The sequence below is a fragment of the Pseudomonas sp. 14A genome (assembly GCF_018132745.1).
GTDB lineage: Bacteria > Pseudomonadota > Gammaproteobacteria > Pseudomonadales > Pseudomonadaceae > Aquipseudomonas > Aquipseudomonas mercuritolerans.
In genome coordinates this window covers 137656-163220 of sequence record NZ_JAGRQJ010000010.1, presented here as the reverse complement: position 1 = coordinate 163220, position 25565 = coordinate 137656, and the positions used below count along the sequence as shown (strand labels likewise).

Annotated in this window: 21 protein-coding genes; 11 read left to right on the top strand and 10 right to left on the bottom strand. The window is 60.6% G+C overall.

What is annotated here, in order from left to right; all coding sequences use genetic code 11:
• The first annotated feature begins 25 nt into the window (after positions 1-25).
• Together PS14A_RS10925 and PS14A_RS10920 are read left to right on the top strand one after the other, a co-directional pair.
• On the top strand, positions 26-2194 hold the full coding sequence (locus tag PS14A_RS10925; RefSeq protein ID WP_212616156.1) for a TonB-dependent siderophore receptor: 2169 nt from the start codon (positions 26-28) through the stop codon (positions 2192-2194).
• A 127-nt stretch (positions 2195-2321) separates the two neighbouring features.
• Positions 2322-3515: a GAF domain-containing sensor histidine kinase gene (locus PS14A_RS10920; protein WP_249121248.1), complete on the top strand. Its 1194-nt coding sequence runs from the start codon at positions 2322-2324 to the stop codon at positions 3513-3515.
• 8 nt (positions 3516-3523) lie between these two features.
• Here PS14A_RS10920 and PS14A_RS10915 read toward each other — a convergent pair whose 3' ends face one another.
• Entirely contained in the window at positions 3524-4456 is a 933-nt protein-coding gene (locus PS14A_RS10915) for an AraC family transcriptional regulator (protein WP_024012697.1), read from the bottom strand.
• A 541-nt stretch (positions 4457-4997) separates the two neighbouring features.
• Here PS14A_RS10915 and PS14A_RS10910 point away from each other — a divergent pair.
• From PS14A_RS10910 to PS14A_RS10895, 4 genes are all read left to right on the top strand, one after another.
• Positions 4998-6347: an MFS transporter gene (locus PS14A_RS10910; RefSeq protein ID WP_122507058.1), complete on the top strand. Its 1350-nt coding sequence runs from the start codon at positions 4998-5000 to the stop codon at positions 6345-6347.
• A 98-nt stretch (positions 6348-6445) separates the two neighbouring features.
• Complete coding sequence (locus tag PS14A_RS10905) at positions 6446-7138, top strand: fumarylacetoacetate hydrolase family protein (RefSeq protein ID WP_212616155.1); 693 nt, start codon at positions 6446-6448, stop codon at positions 7136-7138.
• 34 nt (positions 7139-7172) lie between these two features.
• Positions 7173-7931 carry an SDR family oxidoreductase gene (locus tag PS14A_RS10900; protein ID WP_137213404.1) on the top strand — a complete coding sequence of 253 codons (759 nt, stop codon included), beginning with the start codon at positions 7173-7175 and terminating at the stop codon, positions 7929-7931.
• Positions 7932-7962: 31 nt separating this feature from the next.
• Positions 7963-8919 (top strand): 2-hydroxyacid dehydrogenase, encoded by a 957-nt coding sequence (locus PS14A_RS10895; RefSeq protein WP_212616154.1) that lies wholly within the window; start codon positions 7963-7965, stop codon positions 8917-8919.
• Between the two features lie 871 nt (positions 8920-9790).
• Here PS14A_RS10895 and PS14A_RS10890 read toward each other — a convergent pair.
• Positions 9791-10132 carry a hypothetical protein gene (locus tag PS14A_RS10890; RefSeq protein WP_130911692.1) on the bottom strand — a complete coding sequence of 114 codons (342 nt, stop codon included), beginning with the start codon at positions 10130-10132 and terminating at the stop codon, positions 9791-9793.
• Positions 10133-10217: 85 nt separating this feature from the next.
• The gene (locus PS14A_RS10885) at positions 10218-10859 is read right to left on the bottom strand and encodes a class II glutamine amidotransferase (protein WP_051600691.1); all 642 of its coding nucleotides are present in this window, start codon (positions 10857-10859) and stop codon (positions 10218-10220) included.
• Positions 10860-11026: 167 nt separating this feature from the next.
• Between PS14A_RS10885 and PS14A_RS10880 the strand changes: the two genes are divergently transcribed.
• The 3 genes from PS14A_RS10880 to PS14A_RS10870 all read left to right on the top strand — a co-directional run bounded on the left by PS14A_RS10880 (position 11027) and on the right by PS14A_RS10870 (position 13062).
• Positions 11027-11275, top strand: coding sequence for a hypothetical protein (locus tag PS14A_RS10880; protein WP_212616153.1), 249 nt, complete (start codon positions 11027-11029; stop codon positions 11273-11275).
• A gap of 105 nt (positions 11276-11380) precedes the next feature.
• Positions 11381-12538, top strand: a complete 1158-nt coding sequence (locus PS14A_RS10875; protein WP_073474876.1) for a GGDEF domain-containing protein — start codon at positions 11381-11383, stop codon at positions 12536-12538.
• A gap of 8 nt (positions 12539-12546) precedes the next feature.
• Positions 12547-13062, top strand: a complete 516-nt coding sequence (locus PS14A_RS10870) for a PaaI family thioesterase (protein WP_212616152.1) — start codon at positions 12547-12549, stop codon at positions 13060-13062.
• Between the two features lie 196 nt (positions 13063-13258).
• On the opposite strand, the gene PS14A_RS10865 is transcribed toward PS14A_RS10870, so the two are convergent.
• Positions 13259-15463, bottom strand: coding sequence for an OsmC domain/YcaO domain-containing protein (locus PS14A_RS10865; protein ID WP_212616151.1), 2205 nt, complete (start codon positions 15461-15463; stop codon positions 13259-13261).
• Between the two features lie 220 nt (positions 15464-15683).
• Between PS14A_RS10865 and PS14A_RS10860 the strand changes: the two genes are divergently transcribed.
• Positions 15684-18293 (top strand): EAL domain-containing protein, encoded by a 2610-nt coding sequence (locus tag PS14A_RS10860; protein ID WP_212616150.1) that lies wholly within the window; start codon positions 15684-15686, stop codon positions 18291-18293.
• Between the two features lie 3 nt (positions 18294-18296).
• Here the strand turns inward: PS14A_RS10860 and cydB are convergent, their stop codons facing one another.
• From cydB to ppk2, 6 genes are all read right to left on the bottom strand, one after another.
• Positions 18297-19298 carry a cytochrome d ubiquinol oxidase subunit II gene (gene cydB, locus PS14A_RS10855; protein WP_212616149.1) on the bottom strand — a complete coding sequence of 334 codons (1002 nt, stop codon included), beginning with the start codon at positions 19296-19298 and terminating at the stop codon, positions 18297-18299.
• A gap of 12 nt (positions 19299-19310) precedes the next feature.
• The gene (locus PS14A_RS10850) at positions 19311-20684 is read right to left on the bottom strand and encodes a cytochrome ubiquinol oxidase subunit I (RefSeq protein WP_212616148.1); all 1374 of its coding nucleotides are present in this window, start codon (positions 20682-20684) and stop codon (positions 19311-19313) included.
• Positions 20685-20687: 3 nt separating this feature from the next.
• Complete coding sequence (locus tag PS14A_RS10845) at positions 20688-21077, bottom strand: VOC family protein (protein ID WP_212616147.1); 390 nt, start codon at positions 21075-21077, stop codon at positions 20688-20690.
• A gap of 23 nt (positions 21078-21100) precedes the next feature.
• Positions 21101-21316: a hypothetical protein gene (locus tag PS14A_RS10840; protein ID WP_212616146.1), complete on the bottom strand. Its 216-nt coding sequence runs from the start codon at positions 21314-21316 to the stop codon at positions 21101-21103.
• 443 nt (positions 21317-21759) lie between these two features.
• Positions 21760-22119 (bottom strand): hypothetical protein, encoded by a 360-nt coding sequence (locus tag PS14A_RS10835; protein ID WP_212616145.1) that lies wholly within the window; start codon positions 22117-22119, stop codon positions 21760-21762.
• Between the two features lie 250 nt (positions 22120-22369).
• Positions 22370-23185, bottom strand: a complete 816-nt coding sequence (gene ppk2 / locus PS14A_RS10830) for a polyphosphate kinase 2 (RefSeq protein WP_130912183.1) — start codon at positions 23183-23185, stop codon at positions 22370-22372.
• 190 nt (positions 23186-23375) lie between these two features.
• Between ppk2 and PS14A_RS10825 the strand changes: the two genes are divergently transcribed.
• Complete coding sequence (locus PS14A_RS10825; RefSeq protein ID WP_212616144.1) at positions 23376-25502, top strand: TonB-dependent receptor; 2127 nt, start codon at positions 23376-23378, stop codon at positions 25500-25502.
• The last annotated feature ends 63 nt before the right edge of the window (positions 25503-25565 follow it).

The following is a 25565-nucleotide window of genomic DNA, read 5'->3' as shown; positions in this document are numbered from 1 at the left end:
TGGGTAATCCTGGGGAAGCAGATAGATGTCGTTTCACACCATTCACCGCCGCTCGAACCTTTCACCTAACCTCCTCGCAATCGCCATCGGCATGGCCAGCATCGCTCCTGCGTTGGCTGAAGAAACCGCAGCCACTGCGCCCACCAATGGCCCGCTGGAACTGCAAGCGACCGAAATCGGCGCCACGCAGATGAGCAGCACCACCGAAGACACGCAGTCCTACACCACCGGCCCGATGCAGACCGCGACCAAGCTGTCGCTGACCATGCGCGAAACGCCGCAGGCGGTGACGGTGATCACTCGCCAGCGCATGGACGACCAGAACATGACCAGCGTCAACGACGTGGTGCGCGGCACGCCGGGGCTGTTCCTCAGCGAGGCCAGCGGCCCGGGCCGGCAGACTTACAAGGCGCGCGGTTTCGACATCGACAACATCATGTACGACGGTCTGCCCAGCTCGTATTCGCCGTTCACTTTGGCAGTGCAACCGAATCTGGCGATGTTCGACCGGGTGGAAATCGTCCGTGGTGCGACCGGCCTGGTCACCGGTGCCGGCAACCCGTCGGCGGCGATCAACATGGTGCGCAAGCGTCCGACCGCTGACCAGCGCGTGACCCTCACCGGCGCCGCCGGCAGCTGGGATGACTACCGTGGCGAAGTCGATGCCTCCAGCCCGCTGAACGACAGCGGCACCCTGCGTGGCCGGGTGGTGACGTCGTATCAGGGCGCCGACAGTTTCCGCGACAAGGAAGAAAACGATCACGGCCTGTTCTACGCCATCGGTGAAGCCGACCTGAGCGACAGCACCACGGCGACCCTCGGTTTCTCCCGGCAGAACGATCAGACCAACTATTTCTGGGGCGGCCTGCCGATCGGCGAAGACGGCCACCACCTCGACCTGCCCCGCTCCACTTACCCGGGCACCGACTGGGAAAACCGCAAGCTGCAAGTCGACACCGTATTCGGTGAAGTCGAACACCGTTTCGACAACGACTGGAAACTGCACCTCGGCGGTTCGACCTCAACCCTCGAGGGCGAATTCTCCGGCACGTACCTGTCGCGCTACGACGGCCCGCTGGAAACCACCGCCTACCAATCGCACCACACCGACAAGCAACGCGCCTTCGACGGTTTCGCCAGCGGCCCGTTCGAAGCGTTCGGCCGCACCCACGAGTTGGTAGTCGGCGCGAGCAATCGCGTGTACGACGCCACCACCAAGGAATACGCGCCCTACGACACCGGCCTGCCGATCGCCGCGCCCAAGCCTGACTTCGTGCGCAGTGGCAAGTCGCGCAACGTCACCACCCAGGACGCGGTTTACCTGACCACGCGCTTGAGCCTGGCCGATCCGCTGACGCTGATCCTCGGCAGTCGTCTGGACTGGTATGACTACGACGATCGCAGTGCCGACGGTGACTTCAAGGTCACGCGCAACCTGACCCGTTACGCCGGCCTGATCTACAAACTCGACGACCATCACTCGGTCTACGCCAGCTACACCGACATCTTCACCCCGCAAACCCAGAAAGATCTCGGCGGCAAAGTGCTTGAGCCGATCGTCGGCGAAAACTACGAAGTCGGCATCAAGGGCGAATATTTCGACGGTGCGCTGAACGGCAGCGTGGCGGTGTTCCAGATGGACCAGACCAACCGCGCCACTCAGGCAGCAACCCAGCTCGGCTGCCCGGAACTGACCTGCTATGAAACCTCCGGCAAGGTTCGCGCCCAAGGCGTGGACATGGAACTGCAAGGTGCACTGACCGAGCAATGGCAAGTCGGCGCCGGCTACACCTACACCCGCGCCCATTACATCAAGGACGAAAACCCAGCGAACAATAACCAGAAATTCGACACCGACATGCCCGAGCACCTGTTCAAGGTCTCGACCGTGTACCGCTTCAAAGGCCCGCTGGAAAAACTGCGCGTGGGCGGCAACGTCTACTGGCAGAGCCGCATGTACAACGACATTGCTCTGGCCAACGGCGGCAGCTATCGCCTCGAACAAGGTGGCTACGCGGTCACCGACCTGATGGCCGGTTACGAGGTCAACAAGCACCTCGACCTGCAGGTCAACGCCAACAACATCTTTGACCGCAAGTACTATTCCTCCATCGGCACCGACGTGACCTGGGGCTCGACCGATAACTACGGCACCCCGCGCAGCTACATGATGACCGCCAAGTACAAGTTCTGAGGCGATAGCGCTCAGCAAGCACCACACAGGGCGCCGGGAGTTTTCCCGGTGCCCTTTTTTGCAGGTTCATTAGGCAAGGCCGGTAATTACCGATAGTCTCTGGCGACACTTTCGCGAAGCACCGGCCATGCCCCAGACAGATTTCTCCTCCGACCTCGAAGCCATCGGCAGCATTGACGCTGTGCCGGTGATCCTGAGCATGGTCAAGCATATGACCGGCATGCGCTTCGCCGCCGTAGCGCGGGTCACCGAGAGCAAGTGGATCGCCTGCGCCGTGGATGATTCGATTGACTTCGGCCTGTTGCCCGGCGGCGAACTGGTGCTGGAATCGACGATTTGTCATGAGATCCGTCAGCACCATCAGCCGGTGATCTTCGGCCATGCCAGCCAGCACCCGCTGTTCTCCACGCATCACACGCCGAAAACCTACGGTCTGGAAAGCTACATTTCCATTCCGATCATCAAGGCCGATGGCGAGTTCTTCGGCACGCTGTGCGCCATTGATTCGGTGCCGGCGAACCTCGACGACCCGGCCATCGAAAAGACCCTCACCCTCTTCGCCCAATTGATTGCGATGAGCCTGGATACCCAAGGCCATTTGCACGCGACCAAAACCGCGCTGGCCGATGCCAACGAAATGGGCCGTCTGCGCGAACAATTCATCGCCGTACTGGGCCATGACTTGCGCACGCCCCTCAGCGCCATTCGCATGAGCGCCGATCTGCTGGAAAGCAAAGTCGAGGACAAGCGCTCGCGCACGCTGCTGTCAGCGATCCGCACCAGCTCGGTGCGCATGGGCGTGCTGATCGAAAACATCCTCGACTTCGCCCGGGGTCGGCTCGGCAGTGGAATTCCGGTACAGCGCAAACTGGTCGATGACTTGCAGCAAACGCTGCGCCAGACCCTTGAAGAAATCCAGGTGGCGTACCCGCAGGCGAAATTTATTGATTCGCTGGAGGTGCCGGCCGGGGTCTATTGCGACCCGCTGCGGATCAGCCAGCTGTTATCGAATCTGCTGGGCAACGCCGTCACTCACGGTTCCATTGCCGAGCCGATCTTGCTCAAGGCGTTTGCCGAGGGCGACGAGATCGTCATTTCGCTGACCAACCAGGGCACGCCAATCCCGCCTGCGCTGATGCCACTGCTGTTCGAACCGTTTTCCCGTTCCGAAGCAGGCCAGCGTCATGAAGGGTTGGGACTGGGCTTGTACATCGCCGGGCAGATTGCCAATGCGCACAACGGCACCTTGAGCGTGACGTCCGACCGTGAAACGGGCACCTGTTTTGTCGCGCGCTTCCCTGCCCGCTTCAAGTGGGTCTGAGCGCCGTTCTAAGTATTCAGTGGCGTCTGCGGCGTGTCGGGGTTGAGCTGGCGGCGGCGGAACTGCCCCGGTGGCTGGCCATGAATCTGGCGAAACCGCCGGGAAAAATAGGCCTCATCGGCGAACCCGCACAACCGCGCCACCTCGCCCACCGAGCGCGTACTGTTGAGGAGGAAGTTGCGCGCCGCGTGCATGCGCCGCTCCAGCACCAGCTCGGTGAAGGTCTTGCCGATCTCTTTGCGCAACCAGTGCGTCAGGTAGGTCGGTGACAGATAGGTCGCAGCGGCGACTTTGATCAGGTTGAGATCAGGATCGGCGATGTTCTTCCGCAAATACTCGAACATGCGGCTCAAGGCGTCGCGACGACTGTTCTCGGCAGCATTCTCTTCGGCCAGGCGCTTGAGCGGCTCGGCGTAGAGAAAACACACGCTGCCGATCATCTGCAGCAACAAGCCCTTGAGCATTTCCCGCGTGCCGAACTGACGGTTCTCATCGAGTGCGCGCATCTGTTCGATCAGGCCGCAGACCTGAGCGAAATCCTCATCGCCCAAAATGAAATCCAGATGTTCCTGAAAGCGGAACGGCGACAGCTCAGGCGCGAGCAGGATCGACACCTCTTCCAGATCCATCGGGTCGCATTGCAGATGCGGCAATAGAAACGTCTGGGAAAAATTGATGACGATGAAATTACTGTCTGCGGGATGCGGAATCACATGCACGCGGTGCGGCAGGATGAACGCCAGAGTGTTGCGCGGGAATGGCCGCTGCACGCTGCCGATGTGCTGCACGGTGTCGCCACCGAGGTTGATCTGGATCTGGAAGTACTCGTGCCGGTGCGGCGCGGTTTCGGCGCGCCGACCCTTTTTGTCGCGAATGTAGAAATCGGTCAATTCGCTGCGTTGCTGCATGACATAGGTCGGGATACGGCTGGGTGAAGACATGGGCAGAAGGTCCTCCGGGCAGTGAGGTGGCGCCTGTCATCTTGCAGGGTTGGGCGGTGGGCGGCAATGAGTCATACGATGACACCGGATTTTTTGAAAGAAGCCTCGCGATGAGCCTGTCCAAAAACCGCATTACTATAAAAATACAGATAGTCCATATATTTCAGCTATTTGGGATTTAAACCTGATCTTTATTCTCATGACAAATCGTATTTATTTTTTTGGACACGTTCGCCAAACCCACTTTTTTCAAGAAAAAACGTTCTAACCCATCGGTTGATTTAGAACCGTTGTACGACCACTGTAATGACCAACGCAGCCCAACCTCTTTCAAAAACAATCAAAGGTGCGCACGTCATGATCCTGCTATTTCCCCTCGCCGCCCCGCCCGACCTCCCCTTGAAATCAATCGCACAAAGACGTTCCTGAACGTCTGAAAGCCGCGCTGCAACCCGTTCGATTGCCTTGCCCCACACGTTGCGGGCAACGGCATCGGCTGCTCGAAAAATCTCGACTCTTCTAACAATAACGAGGTCTCCGCATGTCCAACTCCCATTCTTCCAGTGCCACGGTGCCGCCGGTGATTGCCGGTGCACGCGATGCCGTTACGGCGCAGCGCCTGCCTACGCGGCGGCGCTGGTTCATGCTGTCGTTGCTGCTGATTGCGACGATCATCAATTACATCGACCGGGTGAACATTTCGATTGCCGCGCCGTTCATGGCCAAGGATCTGGGCCTGGACAAGATCGAGATGGGCCTGATTTTTTCCGCGTTCGCCTGGACCTATGCCTTGGCGCTGGTGCCGGCCGGCTTCATCGCTGATCGGTTTGGCTCGCGCTTCACCTACGGCGTTTCGCTGATCAGTTGGTCGACTGTCACCGTTTGCCAGGGTTTCGCCACGGGGTTTGCCTCGCTGTTTGGCCTGCGCCTGGCGGTCGGCGCCATGGAAGCCCCGGCTTTTCCGGCCAACAGCCGCGCGGTGACGGTGTGGTTCCCGGCGCGGGAACGCGGGATGGCCAGCAGCATTTACGTGTGCGGCCAGTACCTCGGCACGGCGCTGTTCACCGGCGCGCTGTTATGGCTGGCGACCACTTTTGACTGGCGGCACGTGTTTTACAGCACCGGCGCACTCGGCATCGTCTTCGGTGTGCTGTGGCTGTACCTGTATCGCGATCCGCTGAACTGCAAGAAAGTCAGCCAGGAAGAATTGAAGTACATCGAAACCGGCGGCGGTCTGGTCAAGAGCAGCCAGGAGCGCACCCGCTTCAACTGGCGGCAGATTGCCGAGCTGTTCAGCTATCGGCAGATCTGGGCGATCTGCATCGGCAAGTTCGCCAGCACCTCGGCGCTGTACTTCTTTCTTACCTGGTTCCCGACCTACCTGATCGAAGAACGCAAACTGACCATGATCAAGGCAGGGATCTTCGCCGTGCTGCCCTTCGTCGGTGCGACGGTGGGGATTCTGCTGGCCGGCATCGTTTCCGATCTGCTGATCCGTCGCGGCTACTCGATGTCGTTTGCACGCAAGTTGCCGCTGGTGGTCGGTTCGATGCTGGGCATGTCGATCGTGCTGGTGAATTTCACCGATTCCAACCTGATCTGCATCGCCGTGCTGACCATCGCCTTCTTCGCCCAGGGCATCGCGTCCTCGTCGTGGGCGGCAGTATCGGAAGTCGCGCCGAAAGAGCTGATCGGCCTCACCGGCGGCATTACCAGCCTGGCGGCGAACATCGGCGGCATCGTCACGCCGATCGTGATCGGCGCCATCGTCCACGCCACCGGCACCTTCGCCTATGCCTTCTGGTTTATTGGCGGCGTCGCGCTGATCGGCACCCTCTCCTATTCGTTACTGCTCGGACGCCTGTATCGCATCGAGCTGAAGGTGCGCTGAGGCAAGAACCCGGATTTGTCCAAACACAGGCGGCTTTCGTCCAACTTCGCCGACGCCAGCCGCCGTACGCTGCCCTTTCAAACAGGATGACCCGCAGGATGAACATGACCGAATACGTCTTTACCCCGGATCTGCCGGTGACCTTGCCGGTACTCGGCACCGAGCAGCGCTTCCCCGTCGGCCGGGTGTTCTGTGTCGGCCGCAACTACCCATGGCCGGACTCTCAAGGCCAGTCGCGCCAGCCGCCGGTGTTTTTCATGAAACCGCCGAGCTGCGTGGTCGACGCCGTCGGCGACATCGCCTTCCCCTCAGTGTGCGAGGACTTCGTTCACGAAATCGAACTGGTCGTCGCAATTGGTGAAGGCGGCGCCAATATCCCCGAGGATCAAGCGCTCGCCTACGTGTGGGGCTACGCCGCCGGCCTCGACCTGACCCGCCGCGATGTGCAACGCGCAGCCAAGAGCAACGGCTTGCCGTGGGAAGGCGCCAAGGTGTTCGACGGCGCCGCGCCGATGACTGCCGTCGTCCCGGTGAGCCGCAGCGGCCATCCCGAGGGCGAGTTGTGGCTGAACGTCAACGGCGAAGAACGCCAGCGCGACAATCTCGACAGCCAGATCTGGTCGGTCAGTGAAGTAATCGCGCGCATCTCGCAATCCGTGGCCCTGCGCGCCGGCGACCTGATCATGACCGGCAGCCCCGCCGGCGTTGACAGCCTGCAACCGGGCGACGTGATCAGCGCTGGCATAGACGGCATCGGCCACCTGGAAATGCGCGTCGGCCCACGGCCCTGATTCCAGCGGATTGAGAAAAAAGGAGAACAACAATATGACGACCTCTTTGAAAGTTGCGCTGGTCACCGGCGCCGGCAGTGGCATCGGCCGCGCTGTGGCGCTGGGCCTGATGGCCGACGGCTTCACCCTCGTGCTCGCCGGTCGCCGGCCCGAGCCCTTGCAAGCGCTGGCCGAACTGGCGCTGAGCCAGGGTTATCAAGCCTTGGCGGTGCCCACCGACGTGCGTGATCCGGCCAGTGTCGACGTGCTGTTCGCGACCATTGCCGAGGTCTACGGGCGCCTCGATGTGGTCTTTAACAACGCCGGCGTCAACGCCCCCGCCGTGCCGCTGGACGAGCTGACCTTCGAGCAGTGGCGCAACGTGATCGACACCAACCTCAACGGTGTCTTTCTCTGCGCTCGCGGCGCGTTTGGGCTGATGCGCAAACAACAGCCGCAGGGCGGACGAATCATCAACAACGGCTCGATTTCCGCACACACACCGCGCCCGTTCAGCAGCGCCTACACCGCGAGCAAACACGCCGTGCTCGGCCTGACCAAATCCCTGGCGCTGGACGGCCGCGAATTCAACATCGTCTGTAGCCAGATCGACATCGGCAATGCCCTGACGGAAATGTCGGTGCGCATGACCAAAGGCGTACGCCAGGCCAACGGCAGCATCGCCGTCGAACCGATGGTCGACGTCAAACACGTCGCCGACGCGGTGCGCTACATCGCCGGCCTGCCGCTGTCAGCCAACGTCCTGAACATGACCGTCATGGCCAGCGCCATGCCGTTTGCCGGCCGCGGTTGAGCCGGCCTTTTTATTGCGTAACGAGGTAGCCATGAAGCCAGAAATCCTGCAACTGAGCCCGATCCTGATCCCGCAAATCAACGCGCGTCTGGACGAACTGTTCACCGTACGCCGCTACTTCCAGCAAGCGGACAAACCCGCCTACATAAAGGAACACGGCGCCAGCATTCGCGGCGTCATCACCGGCGGCCACACTGGCATCAGCCAAGCGCTGATGGCGCAGCTGCCGAACCTCGAAGTGGTCGCGGTCAACGGCGTCGGCACCGACGCCGTCGACCTGGCCTACGCCCGCGACCGCGGCATCCGCGTCACCGCCACCATCGGCGCCCTCACCGAAGACGTCGCCGACCTCGCCATCGGCCTGCTCATCTCGGTCTGTCGCGGCCTGTGCACCAGCGACCGCTACGTGCGCTCGGGCCAATGGCCACAAAGCCCGACCCCACTCGCCCCGCTGCCCTTGGCCCGACAAGTCTCCGGCATGCGCATCGGCATCGTCGGCATGGGCCGCGTCGGCCGCGCCATCGCCACCCGCGCCGCCGCCTTCGGCTGCCCGATCAGCTACACCGACCTGCAACCGATGAGCGACGTCCCCCACACCTTCGTCGCCGACCTCAAACAACTGGCCGGCGACAGCGACGCCCTGATCCTCGCCGCCGCAGCGGACAAGGGCGAAGCGATCATCGACGCCCCAGTGCTGCAAGCGCTGGGCAAGGACGGTTATCTGATCAACGTCGCCCGGGGCAAACTGGTGAATGAGACGGATCTGGTTGCCGCGCTTTCGGCTGGGGAAATCGCCGGGGCGGGGCTGGATGTGTTTGTCGATGAACCGAATGTGCCGGAAGCGTTGTTTGGTAACGAACAGGTGGTGCTGCAACCGCATCGGGCCAGCGCAACATTGCAGACGCGTACGCGGATGGGGGAAATGGTCGTGGCGAGTCTGGTTGATACGTTTGCGGGGAAAGTGCCGGTTGGGTGTGTGACCGGGTGAATGGTTGTTTGGGATAGGCTGCAGATTGCGTTGAGTCAGTGAAATCCAGCCCCCTCACCCCAGCCCTCTCCCCCCAGGGGGCGAGGGGGAAAGGGAGCCGATCTTCGTTGAATCCAAGAACGAGCTCGACGCAGAGTCTCAGGTCGGCGCATCTTCAACAAACACCTCGACCAAGTCCCCTCTCCCTCTGGGAGAGGATTAGGGTGAGGGCCGTCCCTGGAGAAACCGGATCGCAAGACAAAAGAACACTCCCCAATCATCATCGTGTTGCCTGATACACAGCCATCGCGAGCAGGCTCACTCCTGCAGTTTTGATCGGATGCATGCAGTGAGAAAACGGTCGGCTGTCAGGCCGCCTTCGCGAGCAGGCTCGCTCCCACAGAAAAGCAAAAGCAAACCAAGCAGGCCGTCCCGCCACCCAACACGATGAGCGTTAGCTCGAGAAAGCTTTTGATCCTGGAGCCCGTCGGCAGGCTGAGTGGAGGGATTGATCCGGGGGTGGGAGCGCAGCGACCGTCTGGCGCAGCCAGACACAGCGGAAGGAGGTGCAGCGGAGCAAACCGTAGCCGCTGCGCCCGGATCGATCCCGGAGCGAAGGAACCCCGAGCCCCAGCGAGCGGGCCGAACGTCAGGGCGAAGACCTTTTGGTTCCTTTTGGGGCGTTTGCCAAAAGGGACTCGCCGTAAGGGCGAAACCGCCAGCCGCAACACCCAAAAAAACGGATATTCACCCAAAACCCCCAAAGCATGGTCGGCCCAAAGGCCGCCAAGACCCAAAAAAAACCCCACAACCGAAAACCAGTGTGGGGCCAAAAAATTGGTTGGTTGCGGCCAACCAAAGGAGCTCTGTCAAAACCCGTCAAGCGCTCAGATCAAATGCAATCCTGAGCCGCCCGCTCAAAACTCGAAGGCAACAAATTCGACGCCAGCAAATGCCGTTCATAAATGAACACCTTGCCACCCTTCCCCGCCTTGTACGCCTCAAGCACGTTATCCGCCGACACCTTGCTCGGCACCACAATCCGATAACTGCGCTGACTCTGCGAAACCGTCGGATTCAACGCACTGCCCTGCAACTTCGGCACCACGCACTCGGCGTACTGCGCCGGCGTCTTGCTGGTCTGCAACGTCAGGGTCGGATCGTTCGGCGCCGAAGCACAACCGGCGAGCAACAGGGAAACAAAAGCCATGGCTGGCACGAATAAAGGACGCATGGGGTAAATCCTGAAAATAAAGGTTCGGTTCAACCGGCAACGGTTCGACTTCACGGCGCCGCCGTTGCCATTTACGTTTTGAGAATCAGCTCGACGCCACCAGGGCCTTGAGCGACACATCGAATTGCTTCAGCGCATTGAGTTGCAGGTCACGCTGCTGATTGATCTGCGCGGCGATTTGTGGCGCCGCCTGGTTGTGCACCCACACCGAAGGCAACTCTTGCTCAATCGCCCCCTCGGCCTTGCCGATGTATTGCAGGTCGGCGTCGTAGAACCGTGCAGAGAAGCGCGCCTCGACCAAACTGTTGCGCTGAGTCAGCAAGCGGTTGAACGTGTCGAGCTTGACCACCACGTCCGGATGGGCCTGAACCAGCGCATCCAGATTGTCGTAGACGGTCACCGAGACGAACTGCTGTTGCAGCGAACTCACCAGCCAGTCGAGGGCCAGTTCCGGGTCGGAGCTGCCGACAAAGGCGTCGCGGATACGCGAATCCAGTGCGTCTTTCGCACCGTTCAGCGCCATGTCGTGGTAGCGCTCCAGGTATTGCAGGTTCTGCAACGTGTTTTCGCTCAACAACACACCCACTGTCTGCGTGTGCTGCAACGCCGAGGCGCTGGCGGCGATGGGTTGCAGGTGACACGACCGGGCGTCGTCTGCGTAAGCCGGTGCAGTAACCACCCCGCCCATCAGCAGGGCGATCATTGCCAGTCGAGTCAGAATGTTCATCGCGCAATTTCCTTGAGCTGCGTCTTCGATGGAGGCGATTTTCCGCCGATCGCCGGCAAAGCAGAACTTGCGTTTCTTGATGGTCACTATTACTTCCAGCAATAGTTGCGCGTCGCGCAGACTGATGCACACTGAGCACATTCAAGAAAAATGATGAGGGTCTCGCCTTGAGAACGTTTGATCTGATCCGTGACGCCGTGCTGCCCGAATATCGCGACCGCGTAGCCGAATACCTGATGCAGTACGAAAGCATCCTGCTGGACAAAAACGCCCGCGATGCGCAAGTGATCCGCGACACTGCCCAGCAACTGCGCGGTTATCTGCGCGGGCTCAACACCACGCGGGTGCTGGGCATGGCCTATTGGGAAGAGCTCGATCGCCGCGTGGTAAACACCTGGCTAAGCCCGCAAGAGTGACCGCTGAAGCGCCAGTGGTCTGCCCGGCAACGCGCCCCCTGCGAAAAACCTGACCAAACGCTTACAATCGCAGGCCTATTGCCATACAAACAGGCTTGCCCGGAAATGCCGCTCGACCCGCCAACGATGCTGACCATCACGATCGCCCTCGCAGCCGCTGCCGCGCTGTACCTGGCGGTCGAGTGGCGCAGCATCCGTGAGCCTTCGCTACTGTTCTGGAGCGCCGGTTTCGCCACCATCACCATCGGTTCCACCCTGGCGCTGCTGCGCAGCAGCGGTTTTCTGCTGCTCGGCATCTGGTTCGCCAACGGCCTGCTGGTGACCGCGCACTTCTTTTTCCTGCTCGGTGTGGCGCGCTTCACCCAGACCCGACTGTCGCCGGCGTGGTACCTGATTTTCGCGACGTGGCTGATCATGTTGATGTTGCCGGACGGCCCGCTGTGGTCCAAGGCCATGCTGGTGGCCAACTCGCTGCTGGTGGCGATCCCGACACTCAAGGCCAGTTCGCTGTTGCGTCCACACGGCAAGTCGTTGAGCGTTGGCGCGGTGCAATTGCGCTATGTGCTGCTCGGCCACGGCATCTTTTATGTGGCCAAGGCCCTGACCGTGGTGATCCCCGGCACGCTGATCGATCTGGCGGCATTTCGCGGCGAGATCATTCAGATCTCGCTGGTCGAAGGCGCGATGGCGATCATGTTGATCGCCCTGTCGATGACCGGCACCGAGCGTTATCGCCGGGAAAAGCAGATCGCCCGCCTCGCCGAGCGCGATCCACTCACTGCCCTCTACAACCGCCGGGCCCTGGAAAAACGCACGCCACGCCTGTTGGCCGGTGTCTCCGCGCAAAGACCGGGTGCGTTGCTGTTGATCGATATCGACAACTTCAAACTGGTCAACGACCAGTACGGGCATATCGCCGGTGATCGCTTGCTGATTGCTCTGAGCGAGATGATCCGCGCCCAGCTGCCGCCCCATGCGCTGACGGCGCGGCTGGGTGGCGATGAGTTTCTGATGCTGCTCAACAACGCCTCAGCCGAAGCTATCCTTGAACTGGGCAATGCCTTGCGCGAACAGTTTCTGGCCTTGGCGTCGCACACCTATCCCACGTCCGCCGCGGTGACTTTGAGCATCGGCGCCACCCTGTTCGACAAACCGCCGGCCAGTCTCGCGGCGCTGATCGAACTTGGCGACGCCGCGCTCTACGAGTCCAAACGCGGCGGACGCAACCGCTTGCGCCTGTCCGGCCTCGCCACTCCAGGATGAACCCAGCCATGTCCAGCCACGACACCCCGCTGCAAGACCTCGCCGCCCCCGAAGGCGTTTGTTACGGCTGCGGCGGCCGCAATCCGCAAGGCCTGCACGTAAAAAGTCGTTGGGATGAGGACGGCAACCACGTCATCGCCGAGCATATGCCCGAAGCTCAATATTGCGGCTGGCCGGATCTGGTTTACGGCGGGCTGATCGCCATGCTCGTCGACTGTCACTCCAACTGGACCGCCATGGCCTGGCACTACCGCGCAGAAAACCGCGAAGCCGGCAGCCTGCCGCGCATCGACTGCGTCACCGGTAACCTTGGGATCAAGTTCATCAAGCCAACGCCGATGGGCGTACCGCTGCTCTTGCGCGCACGGGTCGAAGGCGAAGTCGGGCGCAAGACCCGGGTGATTTGCGAAGTGTATGCGGGGGAAGTGCTGACGGCAGTGGGTGATTCGGTGTTTGTGCGGGTGGATACGGGGCAGTTGGCGGATTCAGCGCATGGCCGCGAAAGCCAAAGCCCCTCACCCTAGCCCTCTCCCAAAGGGAGAGGGAACTGACCGAGTTGTACATGCGAAGTACGCCGGCCCGAGATACCGAGTCGAATGCAGGTTTTGAACACCACACAAATCGGCTCCCTCTCCCTCGGGAGAGGGCTGGGGTGAGGGGCTGCGGTTCAAGCCTCGCAGCCACACTCACGCCGAAAGCGAAACGTCCTGAGCCAGCTCTTCAACGCGACAAAGCCGCCACACCCGCCCGCGCCGCATGCAGCTTTTTATAGCTCTCGATCAAGCGCAAATGCCGATCCAGCCCTTCCAGCTTCATGCTCGTTGGCGTCAAACCGTAAAAACGCACACTGCCATTCACCGACCCAATCGCCGCATCCATACGCTCGTCACCAAACATCCGACGGAAGTTGGCCTCGTAGTCTTCCAGCTCGAGATCCTCGTCCAGCTCCATCTCCAGCACCACATTCACAGCCTGATAGAACAAGCCGCGCTCAACAGTGTTGTCGTTGTATTGCAGGAACGCCTCAACCAGATCCTTGGCCTCGTCAAACTTCTGCAGCGCGAGGTAGATCAGCAGACGCAGTTCCAGAATCGTCAGCTTGCCCCATGGTGTGTTGTCATCGAACTCGATGCCGATCAGCGTGGTGATATCGGTGTAGTCATCCTGCTCGCTGCGTTCCAGGCCCTGTACCAGATTGCGCAGGCCAACCTTACTGAGGTTGTGCAGATTGAGGATGTCGGCGCGAAATTGCAGGGCTTTGTTGGTGTTGTCCCAGATCAGGTCTTCGATCGGGTAGATCTCCGAGTAATCCGGCACGAGGATGCGGCAGGCCTTGGCGCCGATGTGCTCGTAGACCGCCATGTAGACTTCCTTGCCCATGTCTTCGAGGATGCCGAACAGGGTCGCGGCTTCTTCGGCGTTGGAGTTTTCGCCTTGGCCGGAGAAGTCCCACTCGACGAATTCGAAGTCTGGTTTGGCGCTGAAAAAGCGCCACGACACCACACCGCTGGAATCGATGAAGTGCTCGACGAAGTTGTTCGGCTCGGTGACTGCCTGGCCGGAAAAGGTCGGCTGCGGCAAATCGTTAAGGCCTTCGAAGCTGCGGCCCTGGAGCAGTTCAGTCAGGCTGCGTTCGAGCGCGACTTCCAGGCTCGGGTGCGCGCCGAACGAGGCGAAGACGCCGCCGGTGCGCGGGTTCATCAGGGTCACGCACATCACCGGGAATTCACCGCCCAGCGAGGCGTCCTTGACCAGCACCGGGAAACCCTGCTCTTCCAGGCCTTTGATGCCGGCGAGGATGCTCGGGTATTTCTCCAGTACCTCTTGCGGTACGTCCGGCAGGGCCATTTCGCCTTCGAGAATTTCGCGTTTGACTGCGCGCTCGAAAATTTCCGACAGGCACTGCACCTGCGCTTCGGCCAAGGTGTTGCCGGCGCTCATGCCGTTGCTCAGGTAGAGGTTTTCGATCAGGTTGGACGGGAAGTACACCACTTCACCGTCCGACTGGCGCACGAACGGCAGCGAGCAGATGCCACGCTGGGTGTTGCCGGAGTTGGTGTCGTACAGGTGCGAGCCGCGCAGTTCGCCGTCGCGGTTGTAAATGCCGAGGGTGTATTCGTCGAGAGTCTCGCTTGGCAATTCGTCCTTAGGACCCGGCTTGAACCACTTCTCGTCCGGGTAATGGACGAATTCGGCGTTGGCGATGTCTTCGCCCCAGAACTGGTCGTTATAGAAGAAGTTGCAATTGAGGCGCTCGATGAACTCGCCCAGCGCCGACGCCAGTGCGCCTTCCTTGGTCGCGCCCTTGCCGTTGGTGAAGCACATCGGCGAATGCGCGTCGCGAATGTGCAGCGACCAGACGTTGGGCACGATGTTGCGCCACGAGGCGATTTCGATCTTCATGCCGAGGTCGGCAAGGATCTTCGACATGTTGGCGATGGTCTGTTCCAGCGGCAGGTCCTTGCCGGCGATGTAGGTGCCAGCCTGGGAATCGGACTGCGGCATCAACAAGGCCTGGGCATCGGCGTCGAGGTTGTCGACTTCTTCGATGATGAACTCGGGGCCGGTCTGCACCACCTTCTTCACGGTGCAGCGGTCGATGGAACGCAGGATGCCCTGGCGATCCTTGTCCGAGATGTCGGCGGGCAATTCGACCTGAATCTTGAAGATCTGGTTGTAGCGGTTTTCCGGGTCGACGATGTTGTTCTGCGACAGGCGAATGTTCTCTGTCGGAATATTGCGCGTGTCGCAGTACAGCTTGACGAAGTAAGCCGCGCACAAGGCCGACGACGCCAGGAAGTAGTCGAACGGTCCCGGTGCCGAGCCATCGCCCTTGTAGCGGATGGGCTGATCGGCGATCACCGTGAAGTCGTCGAACTTGGCTTCAAGTCGAAGGTTGTCGAGAAAGTTGACCTTGATTTCCATGCGGGATTACCAGAATACGGCTAAACGAATGGCGGCCATTATCCGGTTTTTGTGCGGGAAGTCTCGCCCTTTCGGGATTCGCCGCTGGCCGGCGGTTCTGGAAATTCCATCGGATTCGCTACACTTTGAAAAAATCCAGGCGATACCAATAACAACAATCTGAACATTGTGCGCTCGCCATTGTTCTAGATTCAGAAGACACCGGATCAAGGACGAGCACATGGCCGTTACTCTCCCTGCGCAGCCAATCCCCACCCCGCAACGCGCCGTGACCCGGCGCCTGGCCATCGCCGTTGGCGCACTGTTTGTTGCGGGTGTCATTGCCGCGATCAGCACCCTGCTTGGCATTGCCAATTCCCTTGACGCGAAAGACCTGGAACAGAACCAGTTCTATTCCGTGCGCGCCGTGGAAAACCGCGTCACCGCGTCGAAAAACTACATCACCAGTTACGCCTACTGGACCCGCGCCTATGAGGCCTTGAGCGGGCCGATTGACGTCAATTGGGCCTATACCGAACAGAACATGGGCAAGACCCTGTTCACCAGCGACGGCTACGACGGCGTGTTCGTCCTTGACCGAAATCGCACCAAGTACGCGGTGATTCGCGGGCAGATGGTTGAAACCGACGTATCCGGCGTACTGCAAGCGCCCGCCTCGGCACTGGTCGAGCAGGTGTTGAGCCAGCCTGATCTGACCAAGCCGATCAGTAGCTATTCATTGTTCGAAGGCTGGCCGGCGCTGATCACCGCTGCCGCGATCATTCCCAACGACGAGCGCCCGCTGGATGAATTGAGAAACACCTCGGTGCTGGTGTTCGTCGACAAGCTGACCCCGACCAAACTGCGCAAGATCGGCAGCGGTTATGGCCTGACGAACCTGACCCTGGTCCCGGACGACACCATTGAAAAAGGCCATCCAAGCGTGCCCCTCGACAGCACCGGCTACAGCCTGGTCGCCGACCTGCAACGGCCCGGTCAGCAATTGTTGTGGACGCTGGTGCCACCGCTCGGCGCGACGTTTCTGGTACTGATGCTGCTGACGGCATACTTTTTCCGCCACGCCCTGCGCTCTTCGCAATACGTCGATAACAGTATCCATGCGATGCAGGCGTCGAATCAGGCACTGGAAGCCGCCAATCATGCCCTCGAAGCCAGTGAGGAACGCTTTCGCGCCGTGGCCGAAGCGGCGTCGGACTGGATCTGGGAAGTTGATGATCAGCTGTCGCTGACCTATCTGTCGGCGCGCTTCAGCGAAGTTACCGGCTACCCGCAGGCCCTGTGGCTGGGCCAGGACATCGGCGAATTACTGACTTGCGACACCACACCACTGGAGCTGTGGCTGCGCAAACTCAGCGAAGAAAACAGCGCCGGCGATTTGCGCTGCACTTATCGCGATCACTCCGGGCAGCCACGCCACTGCCGGCTCTCGGCGCGGCCGATTTTCGACAAGGACAGCGTCGTCGGCTATCGCGGCACTGCCAGCGATATCACCGACGAAGTCGCCGCCCATGCGCAGATCCAGCACCTGTCGATGCATGACGCCCTGACCGGTCTGCCCAACCGCAACAAACTGGCGCGTTATCTCGACGAGGTCTTGGTGTTGAAGGAACATTCGCCACCGCTGTCGCTGCTGATGATCGATCTGGACAACTTCAAACCGATCAATGATTCCCTCGGCCATCCTGCCGGTGACGCGGTTCTTCAGGAAGTCGCTACGCGCCTGCGCGAATGCACCCGCGAACATGACCTCGTCGCCCGCCTCGGTGGTGATGAATTCGTCGTGGTGCTCAATGGCATGGACAGCCATAACGAGATCGACAAATTCTGCACACGGCTGATCGGCAGCCTGCATCAGCCGATCCTCTACGAACAGCATCCGCTGCACATCGGCGCCAGCATCGGCATCGCCCTGAGTCGTCGGCACGGTTTCGTCGCCAGCGATCTGATCCGCTACGCCGACATCGCGCTGTATCAGGCCAAATCCGACGGCAAGAACACCTGGTGCTATTTCGAAGCGCACATGAGCGATCAGATCCAGACGCGCCGGCAAATGGAAGATGACCTGCGCCATGCGCTCAAGCACAACGAATTCGTCCTGCACTATCAGCCGCGCTACAAGGTCGATGGCAAGCACATCGTTTCGGTGGAGGCGCTGGTGCGCTGGCAGCATCCGACCCAGGGCCTGCTCGGGCCGGACGTGTTCATTCCGCTGGCCGAGCAGACCGACCTGATCGTACCGCTGGGCCGCTGGGTGCTGCGCGAAGCCTGCGAAACCGCGCTGGAATGGCCCCATGACATTCTGCTGTCGGTCAACCTCTCGCCTGCGCAGTTCGCCCTCAGCGATGTCGTCGAGGATGTTCGCGAAGTGCTGGTGGAAACGCGTTTCCCGGCCAGCCGCCTGGAACTGGAGATCACCGAGAACGTGATGCTCAACGACACCGATGGCGCGCTGACCACCATGAACCAGCTCAAGGAGCTCGGCGTACGCCTGAACATGGACGACTTCGGCACCGGTTATTCGTCGCTCGGTTATCTGCGCGCCTATCCGTTCGACGGGATCAAGATCGACAAACGCTTTATCGCCTCGATCAGCAGCGGCACCAACGATCGTGCCGTGGTGCAGGCGATCATTGGCTTGGGCAAGGCCATGGGGCTGACGGTGACGGCCGAGGGCGTCGAGACCGAGGAGCAACTGGCGATTCTCGGCAAGGATCAATGCAACGAGGTGCAGGGTTATTTCATGAGTCGGCCGATCGACAAGGCGGCTTTTGCTGATCTGCTACGAGCTTCGCGTCTGTCGCTGGTGAGCAAAAAAGGTCGGGTAACGTGAATCTCAACCATCGTTGGCAACGCGCACCTTGCCGCTGAACACGCGGAAACCGAAGGTGTTGTAGGCCAGGGTGATGGGGATCAGCACGGCGAATCCGACCAGCATGAAGATCTGGCTGTTGGGGCTTGAGGCTGCTTCGCTCAAGGTCAGATCCGGCGGAATGATGAAAGGAAATAGCGCGACCAGCATCACCGCAAAAGCCAAGACGAAAATGCCCAGTGCGGCGAACAGCGGGATGAAGTCGAAGCGGCTGTGAAAACCTTTGCTGAATACCCATCCTAGAGCACCAAGGATGAGCCCTGCCGGCAACCACAGCCGAATATCGGCAAGCCGCCGGGCGTATTGCGGCTGCAACGTCGCCGTCCATGCGATCAGCACCAGCAATAACGCCACAACGACCAGCGACAGCACGCGGGCCTCTCGCGCCGAGTGCTGCTGCAGTTCATCAAGGGTGCGCCAGTACAACCAGCACGTCCCCAGCCAGACGTAACCGAGCACCAGCACCAAACCGCAAAACACCGGGAACGGATTCAGCCAGTCGCGGCCATCGCCAATGTACTGACCGCCTTGATGGGCAACGCCTTTCACGAGGGTGCCGAGCACCATGCCCTGGACAAACCCGGTCAGCAGCGAAGCCAGGGCCAACACGCCGTCGACGATGCGCTTGCGTCGCTCGTTCGATGCGTAATCGCGAAACTCCAGCGCCATGGCCCGCGCGATCAAGGCGAGGAACATCACGATAAACGGCACGTACAAGGCCGGAAGCAAGATCGCATACGCCAGCGGGAACAGCGCCAGCAGCCCGCCGCCGCCGAGCACCAGCCAGGTTTCGTTGGCGTCCCACACCGGCAGAATCGACACCGCCATAGCCCTGCGCTGCTTGCTGCAAGGCGTGAGGCCCATGAGCATGCCGACGCCCAGATCGGTGCCGTCGAGCACCACGTAGTTCATCACCGAGAACGCCAATGCGGCAGCGCACAACAGCGTCAGCCAGTCGGTGTCCATGTCTGCGACTCCTCAGTGCCCGGTTTCGTCGGCAAGCGTGGGCTGCGGCCCGGGTTGAACCTCCTGAGGCGGCTCGCGCAACAGGCGCAGCAACACCCACAGACCGATGCCGAAGATCAACAGATAAAACAGCAGAATCAACCAGGTCGAGCCGACGACTTGAGCCCTCGACACCGATGACAGACTGTCCGCCGTGCGCATCAATCCGTAAACGGTAAACGGCTGTCGCCCCACTTCGGTGACGACCCAGCCGCTGAGCATCGCAACAAAACCGGCCGGTGCCAGCAGCACGCACGCGCCCAGCCAGCGAGGCGATGAGTAAAGACGATCGCGTCGGCGCAGGATCAGGCTGACCACACCCTGCCCAAGCATCAACAGCCCCAGCCCGACCATCAGCCGGAACGCGAAAAACACCGGCGCCACGGGCGGGATGTCCTCAGCCGGAAATTCATCAAGCGCGGCGATGGTGCTGGTCAGGTCATGCTGCAGGTAGAGGGAGCCGATGCGTGGAATGGCGACTTCCCAATGGTTGCGCCGCTCGTCCATATCCGGCCATGCGAACAGGCGCAGTGGCTCCCCTGCCCCTTGAGCCGGGCGCGTCCATGAAGCTTCGATCGCTGCCACTTTCTGCGGCTGCGCTTGCAAACTATGCCGGCCATGCAGGTCCCCGACGACAATCTGCACCGGCATCAGCAGCGCAATCACCCACAGCGCCATGGAAAATTGCAGACGAGCACGCGGGTTTCCCGGGGCCTTGCGCAACTGCCAGGCACTGATCCCGGCAATCAGCGTCGCGCTGCCGATGAACACGGCGAGCAGCATGTGCGCCAGGCGATAGGGAAACGAAGGATTGAAGATGATTGCCCACCAGTCCTCGGCGAGGAAACGCCCGTCCGCGCCAATCGAATAGCCGGCCGGGGTTTGCATCCACGAATTGGCAGAAAGAATCCAGAACGCGCTGATCAGCGAGCCCACCGCCACCGCACACGTTGCAAAAAAGTGCAAACGCGGGCCGACCTTCTTCAGGCCGAACAGCATGATGCCGAGAAATCCCGCTTCGATGAAAAACGCCGCCATCACTTCATAGAACATCAGCGGACCGATGACATCACCGGCCTGCACCGACAGCCGCGACCAGTTGAGACCGAACTGATATTCCAGAATCAATCCCGACGCCGTGCCCACTGCGACATTCAGCGCAAACACTTTGAGCCAGTAGCGATAGACATCCAGATAAACCTGGCGCCCGGTCCTCAACCACAACGCCTCCAGCACCATGAGGAAATTCGCCAGACCGATGCTGAACGCCGCCAGCACGATGTGAAAGCTGATCGTGACCGCGAACTGGGCGCGGGCGGCCATCAGGGCCGAATCAACAGGCTCCATCCATCAGCCGCTGTAGAACACAGCAAGCTTGTTGCCTTCGGGGTCGCGCAGATAGGCCACGTAAAAGTCCGGCGTATAGGCCTCGCGAGTGCCCGGCGGGCCTTCGTCGCTGCCGCCACTGTCGAGCCCGGCCTTGTGCACCTGATCAACCTTGTGCCGCGAGTCGGCGCGAAACGCCGGCATCATGCCGTTGCCCTGTGTCGCCGGCTCACCATTGAACGGTTTCGAGATGTGCACACTGCCGGGGCCATTGGATTTGTCGACGCAATCGGGCAGGTAAAAACAGTAGTGTTCTTCGCGATCATGCCGGTAGCCAAGCGGCGTCAGGATCGCCTTGTAAAAATCCGCCGAACGCTCGACATCGTTGGCGCCGATAAACAGATAACTGAGCATGGGATCTCCTCCGATGGCAGCTGTCAGCGCTGTGACTGTTCCTCGTTCAGGGTGAAAACGTTGCCGGCGTCACGCACCAATTGGCGCCATTCGGCACTGGTGATCAGGCCTTGCTCCTCCATCTGATCCGCAGCCTTGAGCAACTCGTCATACTGCTGTTCCGGATCCAGATCGCCCTCGGCCTGCTCCGCCATCCTGCGCCATGCCGCCAGTGATGCCTTCTTTTGCTGATCGAACATATGGGTATCTCCTGAGGACTTACCCGGTAGAAAAATCAGCGCGACAGAGGTTCAGGGAAGACGACGGATGGACGGGTGATGCGCAAAACCTTGTGAGAGAGACCCTGCTCGCGATAGCGGTATATCTGTCAAATGAATTTGAATGTGCCTCCGTCATCGCGAGCAGGCTCGCTTCCACGGAAAAACAAAAGCAAAAGATCGCAGCCTTCGGCAGCTCCTACAGTTGGATCGGGTGAATCGACAGAAATTCGTTGACCAGCAGGCCGCCTTCGCGAGCAGGCTCGCTTCCACGGAAAAGCAAAAGCAAAAGATCGCAGCCTTCGGCAGCTCCTACAGTTGGATCGGGTGAATCGACAGAAATTCGTTGACCAGCAGGCCGCCTTCGCGAGCAGGCTCGCTTCCACGGAAAAGCAAAAGCAAAAGATCGCAGCCTTCGGCAGCTCCTACAGTTGGATCGGGTGAATCGACAGAAATTCGTTGACCAGCAGGCCGCCTTCGCGAGCAGGCTCGCTCCCACAGAAAAACAAAATCAAAAGATCGCAGCCTTCGGCAGCTCCTACAGTTGGATCGGGTGAATCGATAGAAATTCGTTGACCAGCAGGCCGCCTTCGCGAGCAGGCTCGTTCCCACAAAAACAAAACCAAAGCAGCGCAGCTGCCCGCGGCGAAGCCGCCCCACTCAACAATGAGCGCAAGCTCGAGTGCTTTTGATCTTGATCTTGATCCACGGGCGACGTCGGAAGGCTGAGCGGAGGGATTGATCCGGGCGTGGGAGCGCAGCGACCGTTCGACGAAGTCGAACACAGCGGAAGGAGGTGCAGCGAAGCAAACCGTAGCCGCTGCGCCCGGATCAGTCCCGTAGCGAAGGAACCCGAGCCTGCGAGGGCCGAACGTAGGAGCAAGCCTTTTGGGTTACCTTTTTGGCGTCTGAAAAAGGTGACTCGCCGTAAGGGCGAAACCGCCAGCCGCAACACCGCAAAAACGGATATTCACCCAAAACCCCCAGAGCATGGCCGGCCCAAAGGCCGCCAAGCCCCCAAAAACCCCGCAAATGTCAAAACCGCTCCGCCACCCGCTTATACGGATAATCCGGCTCCCGATACTTGCCCGGCTTCTGCCGTTTCGGCAACTCGACCTTGTCGCGCTTGACTTCTTCATAGGGGATGCGACTGAGCAGATCAGTGATGATGTTCAGCCGCGCGCGACGTTTGTCATTGGAGTCGGCAACCCTCCACGGCGCCCAATCGGTATCGGTATGCTTGAACATCTCGTCCCGCGCTCGTGAGTAGTCAAACCAGCGGCTGTAGGATTTCAGATCCATTGGTGTCAATTTCCAGGTCTTGCGCCCGTCATTGATCCGCGCTTCGAGCCGGCGGGTCTGTTCATCCGGACTGACCTCAAGCCAGTACTTGAGCAGGATCACCCCCGAATCGACGATGGCGTTCTCCACCCAAGGGATCGACTTGAGAAACTTGTCAGCCTGTTCTTCCGTGCAAAAGCCCATGACCCGTTCGACGCCGGCGCGGTTGTACCAACTGCGGTCGAAGATCACCACCTCACCGCCCGCCGGCAGATGCGGCAGGTAGCGCTGCACATGCATCTGGCTCTTTTCTCGATCGGTTGGCGCCGGTAATGCCATCACGCGGAACACCCGTGGGCTGACGCGTTCGGTGATCGCCTTGATCACCCCGCCCTTGCCCGCACCGTCGCGCCCTTCGAAAACAATACACACCTTGACACCTTTGGCGATGACCCACTCCTGCAGCTTCACCAGTTCAATGTGCAGCTTGCGCAGCTGTTGCAGATAGTCCTTGTTTTTCAAGCGCGGACGTTCGATTGCCTTTGCAGGTTTCTTCTTGTCTTTCGCCATGAACCTGTCCTCGCGCTTCAACAGCCCGCTGAATTTGTTTATTGACCCGAAGGGCCTGATCCGTGAGGTTAGTTCACGCCCGGTTGTTTGCCATTGCCGGGCAAAAAAGCCCTGTCGCCATGTGTTTCCTGAGATTGTTCCGACGTCGCACTGTTCATTGCCCGATCCCCTGTTTGCTGGAGTTTTTTCGATGCCGTCGTCCAAATCATTGCCCACTGCCCTGCTCGGTCTGGCCCTGGCCTGCCCGGCGATGGCCGAGACCCAAGGTCTGCAGCTGGGGCAAGTGCTGATTTCGGCAGATCAGCGCAGTGGCAGCGATGCAGCGGTCGAAGAAGCGCGGGAACGCCTTGAGCAGGTTCCCGGCGGCGCCAATGTGGTCGACATGCGCCAGCCGTTGCAGGGCCGTGTTGCCAGCAATCAGGATGTGCTCGCCTATCAGCCGGGGGTGTATGCACAGTCGGCGGGCAACGAAGGCGTGAAGATTTCCATCCGTGGTTCAGGCATCAACCGCGCACCCGGTGCCCACGCCTCGGGGCTCTACACGATGCTGGATGGCTTGCCCCTCACCGGCCCCGGCGGCACACCGTATGAATTGCTCGAGCCGTTGTGGGTCGACCATGTCGAAGTGCTGCGCGGCGCCAACGGTTTCGATCGCGGCTCGCTGGCGCTGGGCGGCGCTATCGATTACGTCAGTCACACCGGTTACACCGCGCCGAAGCTGCAAGTGCGCTACGCCACCGGCAGCCATGGCTATCAGCAGCGCCAGGTCAGCTCCGGGCAAGTGCTGGGGGATTTCGATTACTACGTGTCGCTGACCGATGCCAATGCCGACGGCTATCAGGACCACACCGCCAGCGAGAGCAAAGGCCTGATCGCCAACTTCGGCTATCGCTTCAACCCGAATCTGGAAACCCGCTTCTATTTCCGCTATCGCGAAACCGACAACGACCTCGCCGGTCGCGTGACCAAGCATTCCATCGAACACAGCCCACGGGCCGCCAACCCGGCGTATGTGGCCCGCGATGACAGCCGCAAGCAGCCCGGCAGCACCTTCATCGGCAACAAGACCACGTTCTACCTCGACGACGATTCGAGCATCCAGACCGGCCTCGTCTACCACGACTACCCGATGGATTTGCGCGAAGGCCCGAACCGGTTGAAAGTGGCTTATACCGACGTCAGCGGCACCTTCGACTACAAGCGCCGCGACACCCTGTTCGGCATGGAAAGCCGCAGCAATGTCGGCCTGCGCGTGACCAAGCACCTGCCCAACGATGGCGCCAGCGAGTTCGTGCGCATCCCGAGTGGCAACACCGCCAGCTATGCACCGGGCACGCGGATGCGCAACTTCACTTATCAGGGTTCGGACACTGTCCTGCATTTCGGCAATGACCTGGAAATTGCCGACGACCTCTGGCTGACCACCGGCCTCGCCGCGATCTACACCCGCCGCGAAAGCGCCGTGACCTATCCGCAGGGCGGCGGCAAAACCAGTCTCAGCGACTGGGACTATGCACCGCGCATCGGCCTGCGCTATCAGATCACCCCCGACGTGCAAGTGTTCGGCAATCTCAGCCGCTCCGTCGAAGCACCGCACCCGTGGTCGCTGATCTACAGCTCCAACGTGCGCTTCCCTGCCGGCAACGGCGCCGCCACCGGCACCCAGCGCGACCCGGTCGAACTGCAAAACCAGACCGCAACCACTCTGGAACTCGGTGGCCGTGGCGACAGCAAACTGGGCGAATGGAGCCTGGCCTGGTACTACGCGCAAGTTCGTCACGAACTGCTCTCGGTACTGCCGGACGCCAACGCCGTCACGCCCTACGAACTCAACGCCAGCCCGACCGTGCACCAGGGCATCGAGGCCAGCCTCAACAGCAAACTCTGGACCACCGCCGACGGCCGCCAGTTGAGCTTGCGCCAGGCCTACACCTTCAGCGACTTCCACTACCGCGACGACGAACGCTTCGGCGACAACCGCCTGCCGGGCCTGCCGATGCATTATTACCAGGGCGAACTGCGTTACGACTGGCCGCAGGGTTTCTTCGCCGCCGTGAACACACAATTGGTGTCCAAAGTTGCCGTGGACTACGCCAACAGCTACTACGCCGACCCTTACGCCCTGTTCGGCGCCACCCTGGGCTACAACGCGCCGAAGGGCGACTGGCAAGGCTGGGTCGACATGCGCAACCTGACCGGCAAGCGTTATGCGGCAACGGTCACCCCGGGGTATGACGACAAAGGTCTGGATGCTGCGCGGTCGACCCCGGGTGAAGGGATGGGGGTTTATGTTGGGGTTTCGTGGAGTTTGCTATAGCACCCAACGCGAGATTCAAATGTGGGAGCGAGCCTGCTCGCGAAAGCGGTGGATCAGTCGTGC

Excerpts from the sequence above, each read along its gene's own strand:
- PS14A_RS10925 (WP_212616156.1), top strand. The coding sequence starts at position 26 with ATGTCGTTTCACACCATTCACCGCCGCTCGAACCTTTCACCTAACCTC.
- PS14A_RS10920 (WP_249121248.1), top strand. The coding sequence starts at position 2,322 with ATGCCCCAGACAGATTTCTCCTCCGACCTCGAAGCCATCGGCAGCATT.
- PS14A_RS10915 (WP_024012697.1), bottom strand. The coding sequence starts at position 4,456 with ATGTCTTCACCCAGCCGTATCCCGACCTATGTCATGCAGCAACGCAGC.
- PS14A_RS10910 (WP_122507058.1), top strand. The coding sequence starts at position 4,998 with ATGTCCAACTCCCATTCTTCCAGTGCCACGGTGCCGCCGGTGATTGCC.
- PS14A_RS10905 (WP_212616155.1), top strand. The coding sequence starts at position 6,446 with ATGAACATGACCGAATACGTCTTTACCCCGGATCTGCCGGTGACCTTG.
- PS14A_RS10900 (WP_137213404.1), top strand. The coding sequence starts at position 7,173 with ATGACGACCTCTTTGAAAGTTGCGCTGGTCACCGGCGCCGGCAGTGGC.
- PS14A_RS10895 (WP_212616154.1), top strand. The coding sequence starts at position 7,963 with ATGAAGCCAGAAATCCTGCAACTGAGCCCGATCCTGATCCCGCAAATC.
- PS14A_RS10890 (WP_130911692.1), bottom strand. The coding sequence starts at position 10,132 with ATGCGTCCTTTATTCGTGCCAGCCATGGCTTTTGTTTCCCTGTTGCTC.
- PS14A_RS10885 (WP_051600691.1), bottom strand. The coding sequence starts at position 10,859 with ATGAACATTCTGACTCGACTGGCAATGATCGCCCTGCTGATGGGCGGG.
- PS14A_RS10875 (WP_073474876.1), top strand. The coding sequence starts at position 11,381 with ATGCCGCTCGACCCGCCAACGATGCTGACCATCACGATCGCCCTCGCA.
- PS14A_RS10870 (WP_212616152.1), top strand. The coding sequence starts at position 12,547 with ATGTCCAGCCACGACACCCCGCTGCAAGACCTCGCCGCCCCCGAAGGC.
- PS14A_RS10865 (WP_212616151.1), bottom strand. The coding sequence starts at position 15,463 with ATGGAAATCAAGGTCAACTTTCTCGACAACCTTCGACTTGAAGCCAAG.
- PS14A_RS10860 (WP_212616150.1), top strand. The coding sequence starts at position 15,684 with ATGGCCGTTACTCTCCCTGCGCAGCCAATCCCCACCCCGCAACGCGCC.
- cydB (WP_212616149.1), bottom strand. The coding sequence starts at position 19,298 with ATGGACACCGACTGGCTGACGCTGTTGTGCGCTGCCGCATTGGCGTTC.
- PS14A_RS10850 (WP_212616148.1), bottom strand. The coding sequence starts at position 20,684 with ATGGAGCCTGTTGATTCGGCCCTGATGGCCGCCCGCGCCCAGTTCGCG.
- PS14A_RS10845 (WP_212616147.1), bottom strand. The coding sequence starts at position 21,077 with ATGCTCAGTTATCTGTTTATCGGCGCCAACGATGTCGAGCGTTCGGCG.
- PS14A_RS10840 (WP_212616146.1), bottom strand. The coding sequence starts at position 21,316 with ATGTTCGATCAGCAAAAGAAGGCATCACTGGCGGCATGGCGCAGGATG.
- ppk2 (WP_130912183.1), bottom strand. The coding sequence starts at position 23,185 with ATGGCGAAAGACAAGAAGAAACCTGCAAAGGCAATCGAACGTCCGCGC.
- PS14A_RS10825 (WP_212616144.1), top strand. The coding sequence starts at position 23,376 with ATGCCGTCGTCCAAATCATTGCCCACTGCCCTGCTCGGTCTGGCCCTG.